The sequence below is a fragment of the Exiguobacterium sp. s95 genome (assembly GCF_018618655.1).
GTDB lineage: Bacteria > Bacillota > Bacilli > Exiguobacteriales > Exiguobacteriaceae > Exiguobacterium_A > Exiguobacterium_A oxidotolerans.
Genome location: NZ_JACSMM010000003.1, coordinates 129,798 through 150,520, shown reverse-complemented (window position 1 = coordinate 150,520; position 20,723 = coordinate 129,798). Strand labels below are relative to the sequence as shown.

The following is a 20,723-nucleotide window of genomic DNA, read 5'->3' as shown; positions in this document are numbered from 1 at the left end:
TTCATTGGAAAAATTGCATCATCTCATTTATCAGCTAGACTAGTATACTACGCAAGTACTTTCTTGACTAGTCATGTGCCTTTCCTGAAATTCCAGTCAAAATCAAGTTCGCTGTTTCTTCAACTGCCTTATTTGTCACATCGATGATTTGACAGCCAATCCGCTCATACAATTTTTTCGCATAATCAAGTTCACGATTGATGCGATCGATTTGTGCGTAGGCAGCTTCCGGTTTCAAACCAAGCGAACGTAACCGTTCCATCCGGATATCAATCAACTTCTCAGGAGAAATCAATAATCCGAAACACTTTTCTTTCGGAATATCGAAAAGTTCTTCTGGTGGTACAGATTCCGGAACGAGAGGAACATTCGCAACTTTGTACCGTTTCAAAGCAAGGTATTGTGAGAGAGGAGTCTTCGACGTTCGTGAGACACCAATCAAGACGATATCAGCCCGTTTGATACCACGCGGATCGCGTCCATCATCATACTTGACGGCAAATTCGACTGCTTCGATTTTCCGGAAGTATTCCTCATCCAAACGATAAATTAGCCCTGGCTCTTCTTTAGGTTGCATCCCGAGTCGATCTTCCATCGTATCAAGCAACGGTCCAAGTAAGTCGATTGCTTCGACTTCGTGAGCCTTCGCCGTCTCCGCAAGCAAACGACGGTGCTTCGCATGGACGATCGTATAAACAATCGTCGCCCGCTCTTCTTTCGCATGCAAAACGAGATCATAAATCACTTGATCGTCATCGACGAATGGGATCCGGACTGTTTCAATCGCCCGCTCCGGAAATTGAATCGCTGCTGCACGAACAACAAGTTCACACGTTTCACCCACTGAATCACTGACTACATAAATACGTTGTCTCATCTGTGAGCCTCCTCTTAAATTTCTTCATCTCTTGCTAACGCGACCAGTACTTTCGTCATGTTCGTCTTCGTCATCCGTCCGACGACTTTCAGGATGCCATCACTGTTTTCAACGACAGGCATCGAGTCGATTTGTTTTTCGATCAACTTCATCCCGGCCCCGATCAATGTTTCCGTTTTCTCACACACTGTCAAGTTCGGCATCCGCGTCATGATGATATTAACGGGCAATGAATCGAGTTCTTGGTTCCCGATTGCAGCTCGTAAAAAGTCTTTTCGTGATAAGACACCAACGAGTGCATGATCATTGCCAACGACGAAGAGCGAACCGACATCTTCTAAGAATAAGTGAACGATTGCGTCGTAAACGGTCATACTCTCATGAATCACCTTGGCAGAAGACATGAACTCGCCGACTGTCAACGTGTCGAGTTTCTCATGAAGCATCGAGGCGTTCTTTTTACCAACATACATATACCCGACGCGCGGACGCGCTTCGAGCATTCCTGTCATCGTCAAAATCGAGAGATCTGGTCGTAATGTCGCCCGCGTCAAGGAGAGCTCGGACGCAATTTGCTCTCCTGTGATCGGACCATTTTCTTTGACGATTTGGAGTATCTTTTTCTGCCGTTCATTTAACTTCATCGGCTCATCCGTCCTTTGTTTACACTAAAGTGAGTGCATTGAATCGTGCGACCGCTTGAATCGCGTCCGCGAAACGTTTCATTTCGCTTAAACGGTTCGATCGAATCGCATCGTCTTCTGCCATGATCATCGTCCCATCAAAATAGGCTGTAATGGCTGGAACCGTTGATTCAAGTGCGCCCATCGCTGTTTCGAAATCAGATTGCTCTACTGCCGCTGCGACTTGTGGAATGACCTGTTCGATTCGTTCATGTAAAGTACGTTCCGCTTCATTTTCAAAGAGCTCCGGATTGATAGTAACGACCGTTTCCGCTTTTTTCGAGATGTTGAGTACACGGCTCAACTGTTCGACTGTTTTCTTGAATGTGTCCCGTTGCGTCGCCGCTTCAAGCATTGCTGCTCGTTTTTCATTCGCTCCGACCGTCATATCAAGTTGAAGTGCTGCTTCAACGACGTCATGACGATACCCTTTTTCCGATAAACGGAACTTGAGGCGTTGACTGAAGAATTCTTGCATCGCCACTTTTACTGATTCTGCATCTGTCTGATAAAGACCTGCTTTAATTTGAGCTGTCACTACGAAATCAATCAGTTCAACGAGTGTCATTTGGATATTGCGATCCGCTAAGACTTGGACGATTCCCTGAGCCTGGCGGCGTAACGCATAAGGATCGGCAGAACCGCTTGGAATCATACCAACACCGAAGAAGCCAGCGACGCTGTCCAACTTATCGACGACGGCAAGTAGCGTCCCGGTTGGTGTCGCCGGACTTTCATCCCCAGCGAAGCGTGGCATGTAGTGCTCGCGGATCGCCGCTGCGACTTCCTTGTCTTCTTGTTTCATGTTTGCATAACGCTCGCCCATCAAACCTTGGAGCTCCGTGAACTCATAGACCATCTGACTGACGAGATCGAATTTATAGATATGACCGGCACGATCGACTTTCGTTCTGTCGGCTGAGAAGCGGTCTGCAAGCGCAAGCGCCATCTCACGTACGCGGCGAACTTTTTCACCCGTCGTTCCAAGTTTTTCATGGAAGACGATTTTGTCGAGACGGGCTGCTTGTGCGTCGATATCCGCTTTCTTATCTTCTTCGTAGAAGAATTGCGCATCGGCAAGACGGGCACGAATGACTTTTTCATTTCCGCGGGCGACGTTCTCGATGTGTTGCGCGTTCCCGTTACGCACCGTCACGAAATAATGCAGTAACGTACCATTACGTTTTACAGGGAAGTAGCGTTGGTGCTCTTTCATCGTCGTGATTAAGACTTCTTCCGGCAATTCAAGGTACGCTTCGTCAAACGCACCGAATAAGGCAGTTGGATATTCGACGAGGTTCGTGACTTCTTCAAGCAGTGACGCATCGATCGGTACTTCGAATTGTTCTGATTGTGCTAGTGCTTCGATTTGTTCTTCAATCATTTGGCGGCGTGCTGCATAACTGACGATGACATGCTCACCAGCCAATGCTTCGACATACGCATTCGGACGTAAAATCGTGATGTCTTGACCAAGGAAACGATGGCCACGTGACGTCCGTCCTGTTTCGACTGATGCGACTTCGAACGGAATGACTTGATCGTCAAGTAAGGCAATCAACCAACGGATCGGACGCATGTAACGGAGCGGTTGTGTACTCCAGCGCATGTTTTTCGGGAAGTTCATCGCCTCGATCACTTGTTTTAGCCCCGTCAATAACGTCGCTGTTTCTTGTCCTGCTTCCTTACGCGTCGCATAGATGTATTCGACTCCTTTTTCTTCACCAAGGAATAGATCATCTGTCGTCAATCCTTTTCCACGAGCAAATCCTTCCGCCGCTTTCGTCCAGCTCCCGTCCGCATCTTGCGCGATTCGTTTAGCTGGTCCTTTTAACGTTTCTTCCAAATCCGTTTGGCGTTCCGCGATTCCTTTAACGAGAACAGCGAGACGGCGCGGTGTTGAAAAGGCTTCGACTGTATCAAATGTAATCCGTGCTTCTGTCAAAAATGTCGTTACACGTTCCTTCAGTTGTGTTTCAGACTGCAAGACGAAGCGTGCCGGCATTTCTTCGAGACCGATTTCAAGTAATAATTCATGCATGTGATTCACCAGCTTTCGATTTAATCAATGGGAAACCTAAACGTTCCCGCTCTTCGATGAAACTTTGAGCACAACGGCGCGACATGTTCCGGACACGGTGGATGAATCCTGTTCGTTCCGTGACGGAAATCGCTCCTTTTGCATCGAGCAAATTAAAGGTATGTGAGCATTTTAAGATGTAGTCATACGCCGGGAACACAAGGTTTTCGTCGAGCGCCCGGTTCGCTTCTTTTTCATACTGATCAAACAATGTGAACAATAAATCAACATCTGATGTCTCGAACGTATATTTGGAATGTTCGAATTCTGGTTGATAGAAGATATCGCCATAGCGGAACCCGTCCGTCCAGACTAAGTCAAAGACACTTTCGACATCTTGAATATACGACGCGAGACGCTCGATACCATACGTGATTTCCACTGCAATCGGATTACACTCAATTCCACCAACTTGCTGGAAATATGTGAATTGCGTGATTTCCATCCCGTTCAACCAGACTTCCCAGCCAAGACCTGCTGCACCAAACGTCGGGTTTTCCCAGTTGTCTTCGACAAAACGAATGTCGTGTTCAAGCGGATTGATGCCGAGGAGTTCTAGACTTTGTAAGTAGAGTTCCTGAATGTTGTCAGGAGACGGTTTCATGATGACTTGGAATTGATGATGTTGATACAACCGGTTCGGGTTTTCCCCGTATCGTCCGTCAGCCGGGCGACGTGACGGCTCTGTATAACAAACGTTCCACGGTTCTGGTCCTAAGCTCCGTAAGAATGTCATCGGGTTCATCGTCCCGGCACCTTTTTCTACATCATATGCTTGCATCGTCAAACAACCTTGTTCCGCCCAAAATTTCTGTAACGTCAAAATCATGTCTTGTACTGTCATTTTCAAGAGATCCACCTCCAAAATTTATAAGGAAACACAAAAACGTCCCTATGTACAACATGGTTGTACATAGGGACGAGACAAGCCCGCGGTTCCACCCTACTTGCATGCGTAGCATGCCACTCTTTTACGGGAACACTCAAAAATGCCGTTCACACCCGTTTCATATCCAGCTCACACTATCCTGGAATCGCTTGAATGAAGAGGAGGTGCTACTCCTTTTTCTCATCGTGTTCGTTTAGTTAGTTCTTCCGCACTTATTCTACCGAACGTACGCGTAGTCTGTCAATCATTCTCAAGGTTGAGCAATTGATCGAGAACGCGCTTCGATCGTAACCGAAGTCCACTATAACGTTCCATGTAGGCATCCATGATTTGACGCAGTAATCGTTTCGTTTCCGGCTTGACCGTGACCGTACCGATCCGTGAAAAATCATAGACGGAAAAGACATAGAGCATCTTTGCAACTGACTCCTGCAAGAATACGGCATACTCATCTTCATGACGATGGCGCTTACAGAGCAGTCCGCCATGGTTCAGCGAAAAGGCGAAAGGTGCTTCCGTACTCCCGCAAATCGTACAGCCGTTTAAGTGCGGAGCGATACCAAGATGACGCAACAAGCGTAGTTCAACAATGAACGATACGACATCCGGATCAAGTCCTTCGTCCATCGCCTCCAGTCCGTCGACGAATAAATCATAGAGCGTCGGATAGGCGACGCGTTCGTCAAGTGCCTTATCCGCAAGTTCGAGCAGGTACATCGCATATGACATCAAGAGGACATCTTGCCGGATATGTGAATACCCGGTGATGACATCCGCTGATTTTAATTGACCGAGTCCACGTGACCTCGGGTAGACATAGACCGCCCGAATAAACGGCTGACTTGCTGCATTAAACCGGCTACCCGGTTTCTTCGCACCACGAGCCATGACGGCGAGCTTTCCGTATTCACGCGTCAGCAACGTGATGATTTTATTCGATTCACCATACACGACCGTTCGTAATACGAGCCCTTCCGCCTTATCAATCATCGCTTAATACTCATCGTCGCGGAAGCCGAGTTCACGCAATTGTCCGGCTTTGTTACGCCAGTCTTTTTGCACTTTGACCCATAGGTTCAAATAGACTTTCGTTCCGAGAAGCATTTCGATGTCCGTCCGTGCTTCAGACCCGATTTCCTTGAGGAGTGCCCCACGTTTCCCGATGATGATGCCTTTTTGCGAATCACGTTCGATTAAAATCGTCGCGTGGACGTCGACCATATTGCCGTCCTCACGTGTTTTGATTTGATCAATCGCAACTGCGATCGAATGCGGTACTTCGTCTCGTGTTTTTTGTAAGACTTTTTCGCGAATCATTTCCGAGATAATAAAGCGTTCCGGATGATCCGTTACTTGATCGGCCGGATAATACATCGGTCCTTCTGGTAAAAGTTTCGCAACCTCACCGAGGAGCGGTTCAACATTATTACCTTGAAGAGCAGAAATCGGCACGACCGCTGCAAACTCTAATTCGTCTTTATACGACTCAATGATTGGCGGAATGTCATTCGGATGAATCAAGTCGACCTTGTTCATGACGAGAATGATTGGCGTATCAAGGCCTTTCAACTTCTCGATGATGAAGTCGTCGCCTTTTCCTTTTGGCTCCGTCACGTTGATCATGAAGAGAATCGCATCGACTTCACGCAAAGCGTTTGTCGCAACTTTCATCATGAAGTCACCGAGCTTATGCTTTGGTTTATGAATTCCTGGCGTATCGATGAAGACCGTCTGCACATCATCCGTTGTGTAAACACCTTGAATCTTGTTTCGTGTCGTCTGTGGCTTATCTGACATGATTGCAATTTTTTGACCGATGACACGGTTCAAAAACGTCGATTTCCCGACATTCGGACGACCGATGATCGAGACGAATCCCGATTTAAATCCTTCTTTAAACATTGAGATCTCCCTTCGTGAACGCACCTGGTAACAATGCGCCAACGGTTGTTTCTGTGACATCACCTGTTAAGTTCGTCAAATAGATTGGCATATCTGCATCACACATTTCGAACAGGACTTGGCGGCATTGTCCGCATGGTGCTACTGGACCTTCCGTGTCAGCTACGACAGCCATCGCTGCATATTCACGTGCATCTTGTGCCCATGCTGAGAAGACGGCTGTCCGCTCTGCACAGTTGCAGAGACCGTAAGCAGCGTTTTCGATGTTACACCCGTGGAACACTTGTCCGTCTTTTGTTAAGAGAGCAGCTCCGACTTGGAACTTCGAATATGGAACGTACGCTTTTTCGCGTGCAATTTTAGCTTGTTCGAGTAATTGTTCTGTTTTCATGTCATTTTTCCCCTTTTAGCAACTTTGTTGGCCAAAAAAGGCCGGATTCTTATTGTACCAAATATGGGACGAAGATGCATAGTGCAATCACAATTGATGTAAGCGCCAACACTAAAACTGCACCGCTCGCGATGTCTTTTGCCGCCTTGGCTAACGGATGCCACTCTTTCGTCACTAAATCGACCGTTCTTTCAAAAGCTGTATTCAGCATTTCCGCACCTAGAACGGTACCGATCGTTAAAAATAAGATGGCACGTTCAACGGACGAAAGTGGGAAATAAAATGATGCAATCGTGACGACTAGTCCGAGAACAAAATGAACTTTCATATGTCGTTCTTCTCGAACGGCTTGTCGGATGCCCGCTAGCGCATGGACAAACGGAACCCACCAGGACTTCACAACTCGCCTCGATACAACTCGAAGTGATGTAGAATTTCCTCCTGACGTTTTGTCATGACTTCTTCATCTGCCTTTTCGATGTGGTCATACCCTAACAGATGTAAAAAACCATGGACGGCTAGAAAACCAAGTTCCCGCTCAAACCGATTTCCATATTCAGCCGCTTGTTCCCGACACCGTTCGACGGAAATGATTAAATCACCCAGTACAACGGGTTCGTCTTCTAGTAATTGAAAGTCAATTTCATCTTCTCCGAGCTCATCCATCGCAAATGAAATGACGTCCGTCGCTTGATCTTTCCCACGCCAGTCGCGATTGATTTCTCTGATTTCTTCATTCGTCACGAATGTGACGGACAGCTCACTATTGACTTCGACTTCTTCTTGTTTCGCAGTATAAATAAGAATCGATTCGACTAAGCGCTGCTGTTCCTCGCTCAATAAGTTTCCCTCGTCTGTCATATAAGTATTCATTTCGTTTCCTCTTTCTTTAATTCAGGATATTCAATCCGTTCGTGGAACAATCCCGAAAGCGTATGACACGCACTTTCCCCGACACGATAAATGTCACGTGTCGTAATGTCACATTCCGCGAATTGATCGTCGAGCATCTTCTCTCGAATGATTTTCGAGACAAGATCACGAATCCCCTCTTCAGTCGGAGACTTCATCGAGCGGACAGCTGCTTCAATCGAATCCACAATCATGATGACTGCCGCTTCTCGTGTCTGTGGTTTCGGTCCACTGTAACGGAATTCCGCTTCGTTGACTTCACCTTGCTCCGTTGCTTTTACATAGAAGTAGCGGAGTAACGACGTACCGTGGTGCTCTTGGCAAATCGCGACGATTGCCCCCGGGATTTTTGCTTCTTGTAAGAGTTCTACTCCATCATCCGTATGCGCTAAAATAACACGCGCCGACTCAATTGGTGTCAATCGATCGTGCGGATTACGGCCATGTTGATTTTCGATGAAATAAAGCGGACGGCGGGTTTTCCCAAGGTCATGATAATAAGCACCAACTCGCGCAAGTAACCCATCTGCCCCGATTGCTTCACATGCCGTTTCAGCTAAATTCGCGACCATCATACTATGATGATACGTTCCTGGTGCTTCGACCAGTAATTTCTTTAATAACGGATGTGTAGGATTTAACAGTTCTAATAACCGTGTCGGAGCCAAGATTCCGAAAGTCATTTCTAAAAATGGTAACAAACCAATCGCGAAGATAGCACTCAATACGCCGCTCGCGATCGCAAACGCCGTTAACGTTAGCGTTTCCTGAAGTTCAAGTTGCCCACTGCGCATCAATAAGAAGGTAAAGAAGACAACGATGTTCGCAGCAGAAATCATTAAACTACTCAAGAAAATCCGTCGTCGTGACAAACTCGATTGTAAAAAGAATGTCGCGACGAGTCCGCCTACCACTAAGTAAATCGCAATGTTAAAACTAAAGTTTTGGTTCGTGCTATAGAAAAATGTGCCGGCAAGCGCCATAAAGAGTGTGCTGGACAAGGCGATTCGTTCATTCAGCAAATTTCGTAAAACGAGTGCCGCGAATGCCGTCGGTGTCAACAAGTACAGTACAGGATTGATATCCTCTGCCAAAAACGCCATTCCGTATGTCACGACAAGTTGCAAAATCACGACAAGATAGACAAGACCGAACAAACGTACTTTACCCATCTTCGCGTATCGAAGATTTGAACGAGCGATGAATCCATATAACAGCAACGTCATTAAACCACTCAAAAGTAACGTTCCTAACAATGGTTTGAACGACTTCCGGTCAGAGATCAATCCGACAAGCTTAAGCTGACGGTATTCATCTTGCGAAATCACTTCACCACGCTTAACGATAACCTCCCCTTCAGAAATGATGACAGGTTCGACTTTATCGCTCGTTTGATTTCGTAATTGCTCCGTCTTCTCAGGGTCATACACGTAGTTCGTGACAATCAATTGATCGGTCAATGCCTTACTGACCGCTTTTAATGAAAAAGATAATGGTGTTCGGTCGATGTCGAGCCGTGCATTCTCACGCGCTTCTGCTAACTCTCCGTCCTCAGAAGAAATCCGCTGTTTCATTGCTTCTTCAATTGCCGTAATCACCGCGTCACGTGTCGTGCTTCGAACGGACGAAGAAGACGTCGCAAGCAAACGCAATTCATCATCTTTCAATAAATCAGCCGCCTCTGTATTTCGAAGCCGCTGCTTAATACGTCCGATGTCTTCTGCCTTCGTTATACCTTTTAAGCTCGCAAAGAGTTGTTCCACCTTATCAATTTGTTGCGATGCATATTCTTTTTTGACCGTATACTGACTGTCAATCGCAGCTACGGTATTTTCTTTAATCTGTCTGGTCGCTTCACGGTCTTCGATGGTCAAAGGAGATCGGATATCTTCTTCCGCGATAGAGAAGGCTTCTGCCGCCAAAGCTTCCGGACGAACGGACACATACATCATCGTTGACACGATGATGTAAAATCCAATCGTCAGCAAGCTGATCCACAGTCCTATTTTCCGCATGTCTTAGTCCCCTTCCCCTTACTTTCATGGTTGAGTTTCAGCCGATTTCTTGGCTGTACGCATCAATGATTTTCCGGACAAGTGGATGACGAACGACATCAGCAGAACTGAAGTGTTCAAAATGAATGCCTCGAACATCACCTAACAAATTCAAGGCTTCTTGCAATCCAGAGGCTTTTCCCCGAGGCAAGTCGACTTGCGTCAAATCTCCTGTAACAATCATTTTCGAATGAAATCCGAGTCGCGTCAAAAACATTTTCATTTGTTCTTTTGTCGTATTTTGAGCTTCATCCAAGATGACGAAGGCATGTTCGAGCGTTCGTCCACGCATGTAGGCAAGTGGAGCAATTTCAATCACACCGCGCTCTAATAAGCGCGCCGTATGTTCGACACCTAACACATCATGGAGCGCATCGTATAACGGGCGAAGGTAAGGATCGACTTTTTCTTTTAAGTCCCCCGGTAAGAAACCTAGACTTTCACCAGCTTCAACAGCAGGACGTGTAAGGACAAGCCGTTTCACATGCCCCTCTTTCAGGGCTTTCGCCGCCATGACGACAGCTAAATACGTTTTCCCTGTCCCAGCAGGTCCGATTCCGAACGTTAAATCGTATTTCTCAATCCCGCGTACATAACGTGCTTGACCTAGTGTTTTTGCACGTAATGGTTTGCCTTTATGATTCGTATGAACGACGGTGTCATATAATTCAAGTAATTCATCGACTCGATTTTGTCGTGCCAATTGAATTGCACTTGTTGCGTCACGCTCCGTTAAAACTGCCCCACGATTCACGAGCTGCGTGAGAACGCCGATGACTTGTGTCGCCAGTCTAATCGAGTCCTCCATTTCTGCTTGAACAATCAATTCATCACCTCGATGAACGAGCTGAACATCAAGTTCTGCCTCCATTGTTTTAAGCACCGCATCATTCGGTCCAACGAATGCTTGCGTCTGATCTGAATTCGAGAATGCGAATGGAATTCTTTCATTAAATATCACGTTATGATTGGCCTCCTAATGATGGACAACAGTATGTCATCGCCACAAATCTATTCTCTTCTACTTTAGCATTTCCTAATAATAGATGGAAAGAAAAACCCATCTTGTTGAAACACCTAAAAAGGTCAGCTCCCCTTAAAATTAGGAAGCTGACCTGTTCTTATGAATGGGGTGTTTTTGTTTTACGTTTTGAAACGGGTGGACCGAGGACTTCGCTCCAGATGATGGCACGACGTGCTTCTTCTTGCGTCGTTTGCATCCCTGTTTTCTTGACCGCTTTCGTCCCGATTGCTCCTTCGGCGATTGACCCCTTGATTTCTCCGATATTCGTACTCGTTTTAGAAACCAGCTGACGATCCGTATGCCGTTGCATGTCCGTTCGACGATCTTCTAACAGCGGACGTTGCTGTTTCTTTTTTACAGCCGGCGGTGCATCATCCTTCGTCATCGCTTCCGCCTGCCCCACCATGTTCTTCACATAATCCCCAAACTCTTTTGATGGCGTCCTTGTCGGTTGGTTAGCTTTACTTTTATCTGCCGCTTTAGAAATGACAGAGATGACGCCAAATGCCACCATTAAACCGACCCAGATTAAACTTCCCATCCTACATCATCCTTTATTGTGAGTCATTCGGCGAAGACTGACCACCAATTGCCTGGCGCATCTTCGTATCTGCTGTCACGTTGAGGTAATTCGCATAATCCATCACGCTGAAGTTTCCGTCACGAAGCGCTTCCGAAATCGCAAGCGGGACTTCCGCTTCGGCTGCAACAACTTTCGCTCGCATTTCTTCGACACGTGATTTCATTTCTTGTTCGCTCGCAATCGCCATCGCACGACGCTCTTCCGCTTTCGCTTGGGCGATGTTTTTATCCGCTTCCGCTTGATCCGTTTGAAGAACAGCACCGATATTTTTCCCGATATCGATGTCCGCGATATCGATTGATAGAATTTCGAACGCCGTACCGGAATCAAGGCCTTTCGCAAGAACCGTTCGTGAAATCATTTCCGGATTTTCAAGCACTTCTTTTTGATCGTGACACGAACCGATTGTCGAAATGACACCTTCGCCGACACGGGCGATGACTGTTTCTTCACCCGCACCACCGACAAGACGGTCAATGTTAGCCCGGACTGTGATTCTTGCTTTTGCTTTTACTTCAATCCCGTTCATCGCAACACCTGCGATGAATGGTGTTTCGATGACTTTTGGATTAACTGACATCTGTACTGCTTCAAGCACGTTTCGTCCTGCCAAATCAATCGCGGCCGCACGTTCGAAACTAAGTTCGATGTTTGCACGATGCGCGGCAATCAACGCATTGACAACACGATCAACGTTACCACCGGCAAGAAAATGACTTTCAAGTTGGTTCGTATTCAAGTTTAAGCCAGCTTTGACGGCTTTAATTAACGGATTGACGATTTTAGATGGTGTGACGCGACGTAAACGCATTCCAACGAGTGTGAAAATCGAGACGCGGACGCCGGCCGCCAAAGAACTAATCCACAGTGGGATTGGAACGAGCGTAAAGAAAATTGCGAGGAAGATTAAGACTCCTCCGGATATGAGTAGGACCGTTAACAGTTCAGGTGTCATGTGATTGACTCCTCCTTCGTAGTTTGGACTCGAACGACGACGCGTCCGTGTGTCACTTCTTTGACGATAATTCGCTCACCAGAGCCGATAAAATTCCCTTCAGTCACTGCATCGATCCGATTCCCATCGATTTCAATCGTTCCAGCAGGTCGTAAAGGCGTCAAACTGATACCTTCCTTGCCATTGAGTTGAACTTTCTCTTCATGTGACAAATACCCTTTTTCCGACGATGTCGAATCCGTCAAAATCAAACCTCTCCATAACAATGACTGGTTGGATTTGATTCTTCGGTATGCCCAGTATCCTGCCGCCAGCGACAAAAATACGGATAGACCTATCGCAAGGCCGACTTGACCGACCGTCGCACCCGCCATGATCAGGCTCGCGAGGACAGCACCGATACCCACAACTCCAAAGATACCGAATCCTGTGACGAATATTTCGATCAGCAACATGACGACACCGACCAAGAAGACCGCTAAAATCATCCCTAAGCTAAAAGACATTACTCCGTTCACCCCTTTTTATCAGAATCAGACGCTTCTCCCCTTTTGAAACACATTTCTTTGTTACTCTTATTATATACGCTTTCACCCATTAAAAGGTTTCACAACTCTTTTAATTTCTAATTATTCCGATAATATGTGTCAAAAAAACAAATAAAAAAGGTATCCCAAGGGATACCTTCAAAATTGATCAATTTAATTGTTGTTTAACAAGTCGATTAATCAAAGCACCGTCCGCCTTGCCCTTAAGCTGCGGCATGACGACACCCATTACTTTCCCCATATCAGAAGGAGCAGAGGCACCCGTCTGTGCAATAGCTGCATCAACGATTTCCTGAACTTCTTCTTGAGAAAGTTGTTTTGGCATATAAGCTTCGAGCACGATAATCTCTGCTTGAATCTTCTCGACGAGGTCGTGACGATCAGCGCTTTCGAATTCTCGGAGGGAGTCGTTGCGCTGTTTCATCTCACGTGAGAGTATAGTTAGCTCTTCCTCATCAGTTAATTCTTGCTTACCGAGTTTAATCGCTTCATTTTGCAGGGACGACTTCACCATCCGAATCGTCGTCAGACGATCTTTCTCACGCGAACGCATGGCTTCCTTCATATCCGCTGTCAAACGCTCTTGAAGACTCATGAGGATACACCCTCTCTAACGTTAGAACTTCTTACGCTTACGCGCAGCCTCCGATTTAAGCTTACGTTTTACACTTGGCTTTTCGTAGTGTTTACGTTTACGAACTTCAGCAAGCGTACCATCTTTTGAAACACCACGTTTGAAGCGACGAAGTGCGTCTTCAAGTGATTCATTTTTACGTACACGAGTTTCCACTAGTTTTCCCTCCCTCCGATATTACCGACTAAAGGAAACGTGTCAGACACGTCATATAACATTATAGTAGGAATGTACAGAATGGTCAATAGTTGATTGACATGTTCTCATTACATCCTTGATATGTTCCTTTTTGTTCCTTTCTATAGTCTCATGTCGTCCCATTATTTACAACAGATTCATCTGTTTTACCTAAAAAAACGCGGCACTTTTTGTAAGCGCTTTCTTAAAATCATTAAAATGTTTTGTCAAAACAGTGAATGATGTGTCAAAATATAAACAGTTATCTGAAAAAGGAGTTGGTATTATTTATGAAAGAAGCAAAACGAGTCATCTGGGGTCTTCTCATCGGTATCGCCTTAGGACTTGTCCTAGCCGCTCTACCTGACAAGACGATTTACGAAAAATTAAATATGTATGCCTTACAACCAATCGGGACGATTTTCTTGAACCTGATTAAAATGCTTGTTGTACCGATCGTCTTCTTCTCCATTTCCCTCGGTGTCATGGGTCTCGGGAACCCAAAAGAATTGGGTCGTGTCGGCGGAAAAGCCATCGGGTTTTTCTTATCGACGACAGCAGTTGCAATCATCATCGCACTTGGTCTTGCCTTATTAATCAAACCGGGCGAACGTGGTACTTTCTCGACGGAAGGACTCTCAAAGGCAACCGGTGAGATTCCTGATACAAGTATCATCAATACGATCGTCGGGATGTTCCCGACAAACCCGATCACGGCGATGGCGGAAGGTAACATGCTCCAAATCATCGTCTTCAGTGTGTTCGTCGGGTTCGGAATTACTTTCTTAGGTAAGAAAGCAGCAACGCTTCGTTCGTTCATCGAACAAGGCAATGACTTGATGACGTACTTAATCACACTCGTCATGAAAATGGCGCCGCTCGGAGCTTTCGCCTTGATCGCTTCAGCCGTTGGTTCATTAGGTCTTAAATCATTACAAGCAATGTTCGCGTATATGTCGATCGTCGTCTTATCATTAATCGTTCATTCATTATTCACATATGGTTCTGCCGTCTCTTTGATCGGAAAAATGAATCCGATCTTCTTCTTCAAGAAGTTTGCACCCGTCATGATGTTCGCCTTCTCGACATCTTCGTCGAACGCAACACTTCCGGTCGCGATGCAAACGGCGCAACGTGAACTTAAAGTACCACGGTCTGTCTCAAGTTTCGTTCAACCGCTTGGTGCGACGATCAACATGGACGGAACAGCAATCATGCAAGGGGTCGCGACCGTTTTCATCGCGCAAGTCTATAATGTCGATTTAACACCAGGACAACTCGCGACGGTCGTCTTGACTGCCGTTCTCGCGTCTGTCGGAACAGCTGGTGTGCCTGGGGTCGGCCTCGTCATGCTGACGATGGTCCTCCAGTCGGTCAACCTTCCCGTCGAAGGAATCGCCTTAATCATCGGGGTCGATCGTCTACTCGACATGATGCGGACTGCCGTCAACGTCACTGGTGACGCTGCTTGTGCCGTCATCGTAGCGAAATCGGAAGAAGGTAACTTAAAAGATAAGGAAGTCGAAGACGAGCGCTACGCGTAAGTTTTCCGCTTGATGAAAAAAGGTCGTCCCTACCGTGAATCACTCATGGTAGGACGACCTTTTTGTATCTTGTTATTTTTTTAGAACAAATGAACTGAGTGGATCCACCGTGATGCTGCCTGAAACGTTTCGAAGTGTTTTCGTCCCTGCTGTTTTACCATCGACAATCAACTTCCACTTTCCTTTCGGAAGCGTCAGCTTCACCGCAGCGCGTTTTGCGTTATGGACAACGAACAACTCTGCTTTTTGATGTGGTGCATCTTCTGAAAGTTGATACGCGACGACTTGCTCCATCGTATCGACAAACGTCAAATACCGTCTGATGTCTTTCGCTGATCCGAGGTGAAGTGCCGGATTTGCTTTCCGGACTTCAATCAAGCCATTCATATAATCGACGTCTTGTTGACGATCCATCTTCCGTTTCCAGTCGAGTTGGTTGACGGAATCCGGTGATTTATACGAATTATGGTCGCCGCCCTTTGTCCGCATGAAATCTTGACCGGCATGAATGAACGTCGTCCCTTGTGACGTCAACAGGATGCTTGACGCCAGGCGGTGCATTTTCGTTTTCGTCGCATCCGTATCGTTCGGGTTCGTTAAGTTCAACTTATCCCATAACGTATGGTTGTCGTGTGCTTCCACATACGTGATGGTTTGATTCGGCTCTGCTGCAAATCCTGTGATGTCTTGGTTATACGCAATCTCACCGACGATTCCGCGTTTAATGCGTGTTTCAAGACCTGTTTTCCCGTTAATGAATCCTGCATCCGTATCTTCAAAGACACTTCCTTTAAGCGCATCACGCAAGTTATCGTTGAAGTGAGCGACGCCCGGCATTTGTTTTGCATTTGTCTGATTCGCTTTTTCTGTTTCAGGAAGTGGTGTGTTCAAGCTCCACCCTTCGCCAAAAACAAGGATTGATGGATCGATTTTAGTTGTCGTCTTTTTGACGGCATTCATCGTCTTGACGTCATGGATCCCCATCAAATCAAACCGGAAACCGTCCCAGTGGTACTCTTTTGCCCAGTATCCGACGGAGTCGACGATCAACTTATGCATCATCTGGCGTTCTGACGCTGTATCATTCCCGACACCCGTCCCGTTCGCTAAATCGCCACCCGCTGTGTAACGGTAATAGTAACCCGGGACGATTTTATCGAGGTTCGATGCTTTGGCGTCGAACATATGGTTGTAGACGACATCCATGACGGCACGTAGCCCATTGTCATGAAGACCTTGAATCATCTGTTTCATCTCTGTGATTCTGACTTTCGGGTCATATGGATTCGTCGCATATGAACCTTCTGGTGCATTGTAGTTTTTCGGGTCATATCCCCAGTTGTATGATTTTAGCGGATTCGTCTCATCGACGGAAGCCGTATTGAAGTCGTACACTGGAATGAACTGAACATGTGTGATGCCAAGTTCTTTGAGATGATCAAGTCCTGTTTTCGTCTTCGTTTTCTTGCCATCTTTCATTAAACGTGTTCCACGTTCAACTACTCCGAGGTACTTCCCCTTTTGCTTAATTCCTGAATCATATCTTGAACCGGTCACATCAAACATCGACAAATCACGGACGTGGGTTTCATAGATGATGGCATCTGTCGCTTGTTTAAGCGGCATCTTTGATTTCGTCCAGCGTTTCGGATCCGTCTCCTTTAAATCAACGACAACACCTTGATCCCCATTGACAGCAACAGCTGTCGCATATGGATCGACGGCACGCGTCGTATCTTTTGCATGTTTCACTTCATATGTGTAGCCTGTCCCGTCGAGGTCACCTTTTACAGTGACGGTAAAGACGCCACGATCACCACGTTTCATCTCGATTTCTTGTGTGATGTCCTTTGTTGTTGCTGCTGCTTGTTTTGGTAACTTGTATAACTCGAGCTCGACCGTTTGAGCGGTTGGTGCCCACAAACGGAACGTCGTTTTTGATTTTTTATACGTCACACCTAACTTACCGTCATAGGCATACTTTTGATCAAAGGCATCAGAACGTAAGACCTGTCCTGCTTCAAGCACACCTTCACCGAAGACAGGATGTGTCACAGTCACGATCTTTGCTAAATCGATGTCGGACGAAACCGTTACTTCAAGTGTCTTCGCGTCAAGTTGTGTGACGACCGGATTGACGAGTCCCGTGAACGAAAATTGTCCGATATCGTCTGCTGAGACGGGCGCGTTCGTTTTGAGCGTCAGCTTCTTAAAGTCATCTGCGAGGAAACTCGTAATCTTAGGTGTCCGGTCAATTTCCGGTTTTCCGTAGTAGATTGTTTGATCCCCTTCGATTAACCAGATGTCTTTTGCTCCGGCATAGAAGAAACGATCCGCCCCGTCTTTTTCAGACCAGCCTTCGATATGCGGAATGATCCCGACGAGTCGTTGTTTCGTTGGGTTCGCAAGCGACACGGTTGTGACAGCACCAAACTCATCTTGTTGATTAAATTCAACCCGTTGTCCATCTGCCGCATTCGGCCATGCCCAGACTCCATATTTTTCATAATCGTTGTCATAACGATAATAATGGACGTTCGTTTTGATTGATTCGACGTCCGCCCCGTCTGTCGGATTGACCGGTGAGACGTCTTTACTTCCGGATGCAATCCACACTTCCGCGACACCATCTTTAATCATGTCTTTTGTGATGAATCGGTCATTTTCAGAACCGGAATCTTTGTTCCAGTTATCATCACGGACAATAAAGCCGATTTTTTCTGGTTGGTCGACCGGGAATTCATAAGCGGCAACCTTTCCGTATGCATCTTCTCCGTTAAAGGCGTGCGCCTTGTTCGGGAAGTAATCCGGTCCATTCGCCCAGAGCCAGAGATTCCAATCTTTTTCTGACGTTTTATCTTCTTTGTAGTGAATGATGACGAGCGTCGATTTGCCTTTTTCGAGCGCTAATCCGTTCACTGGGAGTAAACTGAAAATTAGTGCAAACGTTAGCACAACTGCCCAGACTGATTTCCATCGATTCATGTTCCATCCTCCTTGAATGTATGTAATCGTTTTCATTTCCATTTTCCACACGAATTCCCATACTGTCAAAGTATATTTTAGTTAACTAAAGAAAATAAGCCTTTCGGACCAGAACAAAAAAGGGCTGACTCATAAGTCAGTCCAAAATCAATCCTATATCGATCAAATGCTTATGAAACTTAAAAAACCTGCATGGGTAGGCTGTTCTGTCACATTTCCCTGTCTCGACTCGTCTTCAAAGCGGCAACCTTACGCGCCGCTTTGGAAGCGATTCAAGACGGAAGACGCTTTTAATTCTCGCCACTTTGTCTACAAAGTGAAGAAAACGACAACTCCACAGTCTGTGTTATCCCTTCATCAATGCTTCGAGTGCTTGTTTCGTTTCCCGCATCGACGCATCCGAGGCGAAGAAATACCAAATGCCGTCACTTGCGATATACCCTTCGCCGTCGATTTTCAAGGATTGTAAGTGTTTGAAACCGGTTTGATTCTCTTGTGCCAGTTGGGTCGCTTCAGAAAACGTAATGTTCGTACTGAAATTATCCTCTAAGACCTGACTGAGTTGTTCGAGCTTCGTTAAAATGTTCGGACCTGCAAGTTTCATTCCGACAGACTCAAGAACTTGCCGTTGCCGGATTTGCCGTCCCATATCCCCGAGCGGATCCTGTTTCCGCATCCGGGCGTAACCACTCGCTTCGAGACCGTCCAGTTCAATCTGTCCTTTCTTGTACTCTTTTTGAAGCCGACGGTCGTTCCAACTAAAGGCAGACGGATTATCAACCGTCACACCATCAACGGCGTCAACGAGTTCAATCAGTCCATCCATGTTGATTTTAGCGTAATACGGAATCTCGACGTCAAACGTCTTTTCGACCGTCTGAAGCGTCTCTTCGACTCCACCATAGGCATACGTATGATTAATTTTTGTCGTCTGTCCATCTGCTAACGTGACTTGCATATCGCGCGGAATCGAAAGTGAACTCGCTTGTTTTGTTTTCGGATTAAACGATAACAACATGATTGCATCGGCCCGACCCGGATCATTTTTCCGTTCATCGACACCAATCAACAAAACATGGACAGGTTGCATGACTTCAAGTGGTAATTTTTGCTCACCTTTTAGTGGAGTAATCAATGCATCAGCAGTTTGTTGGAGCTTTAAAAATGCGTATCCGGTCGTCGCACTCGCAATCAAGACGACTAGTAACAAAAGCACACTCGCGACTCGCAAGAACGGATTCGGTCGCTTTTTCTTCATCCGTGATTCCATCATTAACCTCCTCACAGTTTCTGTTGATACGTCTTCATCAGACCGGTGATATTCGAGTTATGCAAGAAGAGTACACCGTCGACTTGTTGTTGTTTTGCGAATTCTGACACATCAAATGTTGCATTGACATACCGGATATCAACGACTTCGAGATTCGCACTTCGGGCGAGAAACGGCAGGACAGGATTCGCAAAGGAATCCTTCAGGACAAGCAGTTTTGGTCCCTTTACGTCCGACCGCATCGACATGATGCCATGGTTGCCCCGTAAAAAGACTTCATACCGGTCGGCATAATCACCTGCTTCCTTGATATAGCTTTCATCGATGACCGGTTGCTGGCACGTGTTGTCGTAGCACACATCAATCCCGTCGAACTGGCTTCCATCGTAATAGGCAAGTGTATCGCCGGTCGTTGCATAGGCGAGGGTCGTTTTCCGGGCAAGTGATCCATAATATTCGTGCCCGGATACTTTCCGGGCGTTTGACGCGACCGGTACTTCTTTAATCGATACCTTGTCCGCTTGCAACTGACGAACGATTTGCTGATAGGCAAAATAAGCTCCGTCAATGTTCCAGTGATGATCCGTTTTAAAATAATCGGACAGCTTCAACTGGTCGAGCGAAATGTTCGTCATCCCTGCCTGATCAAACCCTTCTACCATCTTTTTGTACCGGACTGTCGCGTTCGACGCGACATAGTCGGGTAAAATCCCGTTCTTCTCAGCGACGACCGTCTTTGAAGGAGCTAGTGCCATGTAGACAGGTCGATCAACGGCTTGAACAAATTTCTTAAAACCGTCCGGAATCGGTGTCACCTGTGCCTGACTCGACTCAATCATGTAGTCATTCGGGGCCGTATAAATGCCATTTCGAAACGGTTGGCGTAAGACGTTTTTTGACAAGCGGGCTTGTGTTTCGACGAGTGTCCCACGAAGCAACAATTGATCGGTAAAATACTTTTCGAGTTCTCCCATGTATGCCCCACTGACGACTGTTGCTGTCGTTGGTGGCGTCAATTTTGCGAGCGAACGATTTTCAAGTTGTGACATGACACGGTCCTGTTTCAAGACCGTCCCAAGACCAACCATCGTCAGGATGACCATGAAACTGACTGCCGTCGCCGCCATCATCAGTCGTTCGAACGAGTACTTCTTTCGTGGCCTCTGGTCTTTGTCTGGTCTGAGTGGCGCATGTGCCATGCTGATTCCTCCTTAC

General features: G+C 46.5%; 20 protein-coding genes. 1 reads left to right on the top strand and 19 read right to left on the bottom strand.

The window, feature by feature from the left end; all coding sequences use genetic code 11:
• Positions 1 to 67: 67 nt before the first annotated feature.
• The 16 genes from KNP99_RS07985 to rpsU form a co-directional block, all read right to left on the bottom strand.
• Complete coding sequence (locus KNP99_RS07985) at positions 68 to 877, bottom strand: pyruvate, water dikinase regulatory protein (RefSeq protein ID WP_029332946.1); 810 nt, start codon at positions 875 to 877, stop codon at positions 68 to 70.
• 14 nt (positions 878 to 891) lie between these two features.
• A complete protein-coding gene (gene ccpN, locus KNP99_RS07980) occupies positions 892 to 1,521 on the bottom strand; it encodes a transcriptional regulator CcpN (protein ID WP_029332945.1) in 630 nt (209 codons plus the stop codon).
• Between the two features lie 19 nt (positions 1,522 to 1,540).
• Positions 1,541 to 3,601: a glycine--tRNA ligase subunit beta gene (gene glyS, locus KNP99_RS07975; protein WP_088836558.1), complete on the bottom strand. Its 2,061-nt coding sequence runs from the start codon at positions 3,599 to 3,601 to the stop codon at positions 1,541 to 1,543.
• Positions 3,594 to 4,484 (bottom strand): glycine--tRNA ligase subunit alpha, encoded by an 891-nt coding sequence (gene glyQ, locus KNP99_RS07970; protein WP_029332943.1) that lies wholly within the window; start codon positions 4,482 to 4,484, stop codon positions 3,594 to 3,596. Before glyQ ends, glyS begins: the two co-directional genes overlap by 8 nt.
• A gap of 285 nt (positions 4,485 to 4,769) precedes the next feature.
• On the bottom strand, positions 4,770 to 5,519 hold the full coding sequence (gene recO / locus KNP99_RS07965) for a DNA repair protein RecO (protein WP_029332942.1): 750 nt from the start codon (positions 5,517 to 5,519) through the stop codon (positions 4,770 to 4,772).
• 3 nt (positions 5,520 to 5,522) lie between these two features.
• On the bottom strand, positions 5,523 to 6,431 hold the full coding sequence (era, locus tag KNP99_RS07960; protein WP_029332941.1) for a GTPase Era: 909 nt from the start codon (positions 6,429 to 6,431) through the stop codon (positions 5,523 to 5,525).
• Entirely contained in the window at positions 6,424 to 6,822 is a 399-nt protein-coding gene (locus KNP99_RS07955) for a cytidine deaminase (protein WP_029332940.1), read from the bottom strand. Before KNP99_RS07955 ends, era begins: the two co-directional genes overlap by 8 nt.
• A 49-nt stretch (positions 6,823 to 6,871) precedes the next feature.
• Positions 6,872 to 7,222, bottom strand: coding sequence for a diacylglycerol kinase family protein (locus tag KNP99_RS07950; RefSeq protein WP_215193154.1), 351 nt, complete (start codon positions 7,220 to 7,222; stop codon positions 6,872 to 6,874).
• Positions 7,219 to 7,695 carry an rRNA maturation RNase YbeY gene (ybeY, locus tag KNP99_RS07945; RefSeq protein ID WP_029332938.1) on the bottom strand — a complete coding sequence of 159 codons (477 nt, stop codon included), beginning with the start codon at positions 7,693 to 7,695 and terminating at the stop codon, positions 7,219 to 7,221. Before ybeY ends, KNP99_RS07950 begins: the two co-directional genes overlap by 4 nt.
• Entirely contained in the window at positions 7,692 to 9,749 is a 2,058-nt protein-coding gene (locus KNP99_RS07940; protein WP_214765424.1) for an HD family phosphohydrolase, read from the bottom strand. Before KNP99_RS07940 ends, ybeY begins: the two co-directional genes overlap by 4 nt.
• A 37-nt stretch (positions 9,750 to 9,786) precedes the next feature.
• Positions 9,787 to 10,749, bottom strand: a complete 963-nt coding sequence (locus KNP99_RS07935) for a PhoH family protein (protein ID WP_214765426.1) — start codon at positions 10,747 to 10,749, stop codon at positions 9,787 to 9,789.
• A 160-nt stretch (positions 10,750 to 10,909) separates the two neighbouring features.
• On the bottom strand, positions 10,910 to 11,353 hold the full coding sequence (locus KNP99_RS07930; RefSeq protein ID WP_214765428.1) for a hypothetical protein: 444 nt from the start codon (positions 11,351 to 11,353) through the stop codon (positions 10,910 to 10,912).
• A 13-nt stretch (positions 11,354 to 11,366) separates the two neighbouring features.
• Positions 11,367 to 12,350, bottom strand: coding sequence for a flotillin-like protein FloA (gene floA, locus KNP99_RS07925; protein ID WP_029332934.1), 984 nt, complete (start codon positions 12,348 to 12,350; stop codon positions 11,367 to 11,369).
• Positions 12,347 to 12,856, bottom strand: a complete 510-nt coding sequence (locus KNP99_RS07920; protein WP_034801219.1) for an NfeD family protein — start codon at positions 12,854 to 12,856, stop codon at positions 12,347 to 12,349. The genes floA and KNP99_RS07920 overlap by 4 nt, the downstream gene beginning before the upstream one ends.
• Positions 12,857 to 13,046: 190 nt before the next feature.
• Positions 13,047 to 13,493, bottom strand: a complete 447-nt coding sequence (locus KNP99_RS07915) for a GatB/YqeY domain-containing protein (RefSeq protein ID WP_029332932.1) — start codon at positions 13,491 to 13,493, stop codon at positions 13,047 to 13,049.
• 21 nt (positions 13,494 to 13,514) lie between these two features.
• Entirely contained in the window at positions 13,515 to 13,688 is a 174-nt protein-coding gene (rpsU, locus tag KNP99_RS07910) for a 30S ribosomal protein S21 (protein ID WP_012369719.1), read from the bottom strand.
• A gap of 311 nt (positions 13,689 to 13,999) precedes the next feature.
• On the opposite strand from rpsU, the gene KNP99_RS07905 reads away from it, so the two are divergent.
• Complete coding sequence (locus KNP99_RS07905; protein ID WP_088836553.1) at positions 14,000 to 15,253, top strand: dicarboxylate/amino acid:cation symporter; 1,254 nt, start codon at positions 14,000 to 14,002, stop codon at positions 15,251 to 15,253.
• A 72-nt stretch (positions 15,254 to 15,325) separates the two neighbouring features.
• On the opposite strand, the gene pulA is transcribed toward KNP99_RS07905, so the two are convergent.
• The 3 genes from pulA to KNP99_RS07890 form a co-directional block, all read right to left on the bottom strand.
• The gene (gene pulA, locus KNP99_RS07900; RefSeq protein WP_215193153.1) at positions 15,326 to 18,238 is read right to left on the bottom strand and encodes a type I pullulanase; all 2,913 of its coding nucleotides are present in this window, start codon (positions 18,236 to 18,238) and stop codon (positions 15,326 to 15,328) included.
• A 346-nt stretch (positions 18,239 to 18,584) separates the two neighbouring features.
• On the bottom strand, positions 18,585 to 19,508 hold the full coding sequence (locus KNP99_RS07895) for an LCP family protein (protein ID WP_088836551.1): 924 nt from the start codon (positions 19,506 to 19,508) through the stop codon (positions 18,585 to 18,587).
• An 11-nt stretch (positions 19,509 to 19,519) separates the two neighbouring features.
• Positions 19,520 to 20,707 carry a DHHW family protein gene (locus KNP99_RS07890; RefSeq protein WP_214810715.1) on the bottom strand — a complete coding sequence of 396 codons (1,188 nt, stop codon included), beginning with the start codon at positions 20,705 to 20,707 and terminating at the stop codon, positions 19,520 to 19,522.
• Positions 20,708 to 20,723: the final 16 nt, after the last annotated feature.

Excerpts from the sequence above, each read along its gene's own strand:
- glyS (WP_088836558.1), bottom strand. The coding sequence starts at position 3,601 with ATGCATGAATTATTACTTGAAATCGGTCTCGAAGAAATGCCGGCACGC.
- KNP99_RS07985 (WP_029332946.1), bottom strand. The coding sequence starts at position 877 with ATGAGACAACGTATTTATGTAGTCAGTGATTCAGTGGGTGAAACGTGT.
- era (WP_029332941.1), bottom strand. The coding sequence starts at position 6,431 with ATGTTTAAAGAAGGATTTAAATCGGGATTCGTCTCGATCATCGGTCGT.
- KNP99_RS07905 (WP_088836553.1), top strand. The coding sequence starts at position 14,000 with ATGAAAGAAGCAAAACGAGTCATCTGGGGTCTTCTCATCGGTATCGCC.
- KNP99_RS07940 (WP_214765424.1), bottom strand. The coding sequence starts at position 9,749 with ATGCGGAAAATAGGACTGTGGATCAGCTTGCTGACGATTGGATTTTAC.
- KNP99_RS07920 (WP_034801219.1), bottom strand. The coding sequence starts at position 12,856 with ATGTCTTTTAGCTTAGGGATGATTTTAGCGGTCTTCTTGGTCGGTGTC.
- ccpN (WP_029332945.1), bottom strand. The coding sequence starts at position 1,521 with ATGAAGTTAAATGAACGGCAGAAAAAGATACTCCAAATCGTCAAAGAA.
- KNP99_RS07895 (WP_088836551.1), bottom strand. The coding sequence starts at position 19,508 with ATGGAATCACGGATGAAGAAAAAGCGACCGAATCCGTTCTTGCGAGTC.
- glyQ (WP_029332943.1), bottom strand. The coding sequence starts at position 4,484 with ATGACAGTACAAGACATGATTTTGACGTTACAGAAATTTTGGGCGGAA.
- ybeY (WP_029332938.1), bottom strand. The coding sequence starts at position 7,695 with ATGAATACTTATATGACAGACGAGGGAAACTTATTGAGCGAGGAACAG.
- KNP99_RS07930 (WP_214765428.1), bottom strand. The coding sequence starts at position 11,353 with ATGGGAAGTTTAATCTGGGTCGGTTTAATGGTGGCATTTGGCGTCATC.
- KNP99_RS07890 (WP_214810715.1), bottom strand. The coding sequence starts at position 20,707 with ATGGCACATGCGCCACTCAGACCAGACAAAGACCAGAGGCCACGAAAG.
- floA (WP_029332934.1), bottom strand. The coding sequence starts at position 12,350 with ATGACACCTGAACTGTTAACGGTCCTACTCATATCCGGAGGAGTCTTA.
- KNP99_RS07955 (WP_029332940.1), bottom strand. The coding sequence starts at position 6,822 with ATGAAAACAGAACAATTACTCGAACAAGCTAAAATTGCACGCGAAAAA.
- KNP99_RS07915 (WP_029332932.1), bottom strand. The coding sequence starts at position 13,493 with ATGAGTCTTCAAGAGCGTTTGACAGCGGATATGAAGGAAGCCATGCGT.
- pulA (WP_215193153.1), bottom strand. The coding sequence starts at position 18,238 with ATGAATCGATGGAAATCAGTCTGGGCAGTTGTGCTAACGTTTGCACTA.
- recO (WP_029332942.1), bottom strand. The coding sequence starts at position 5,519 with ATGATTGATAAGGCGGAAGGGCTCGTATTACGAACGGTCGTGTATGGT.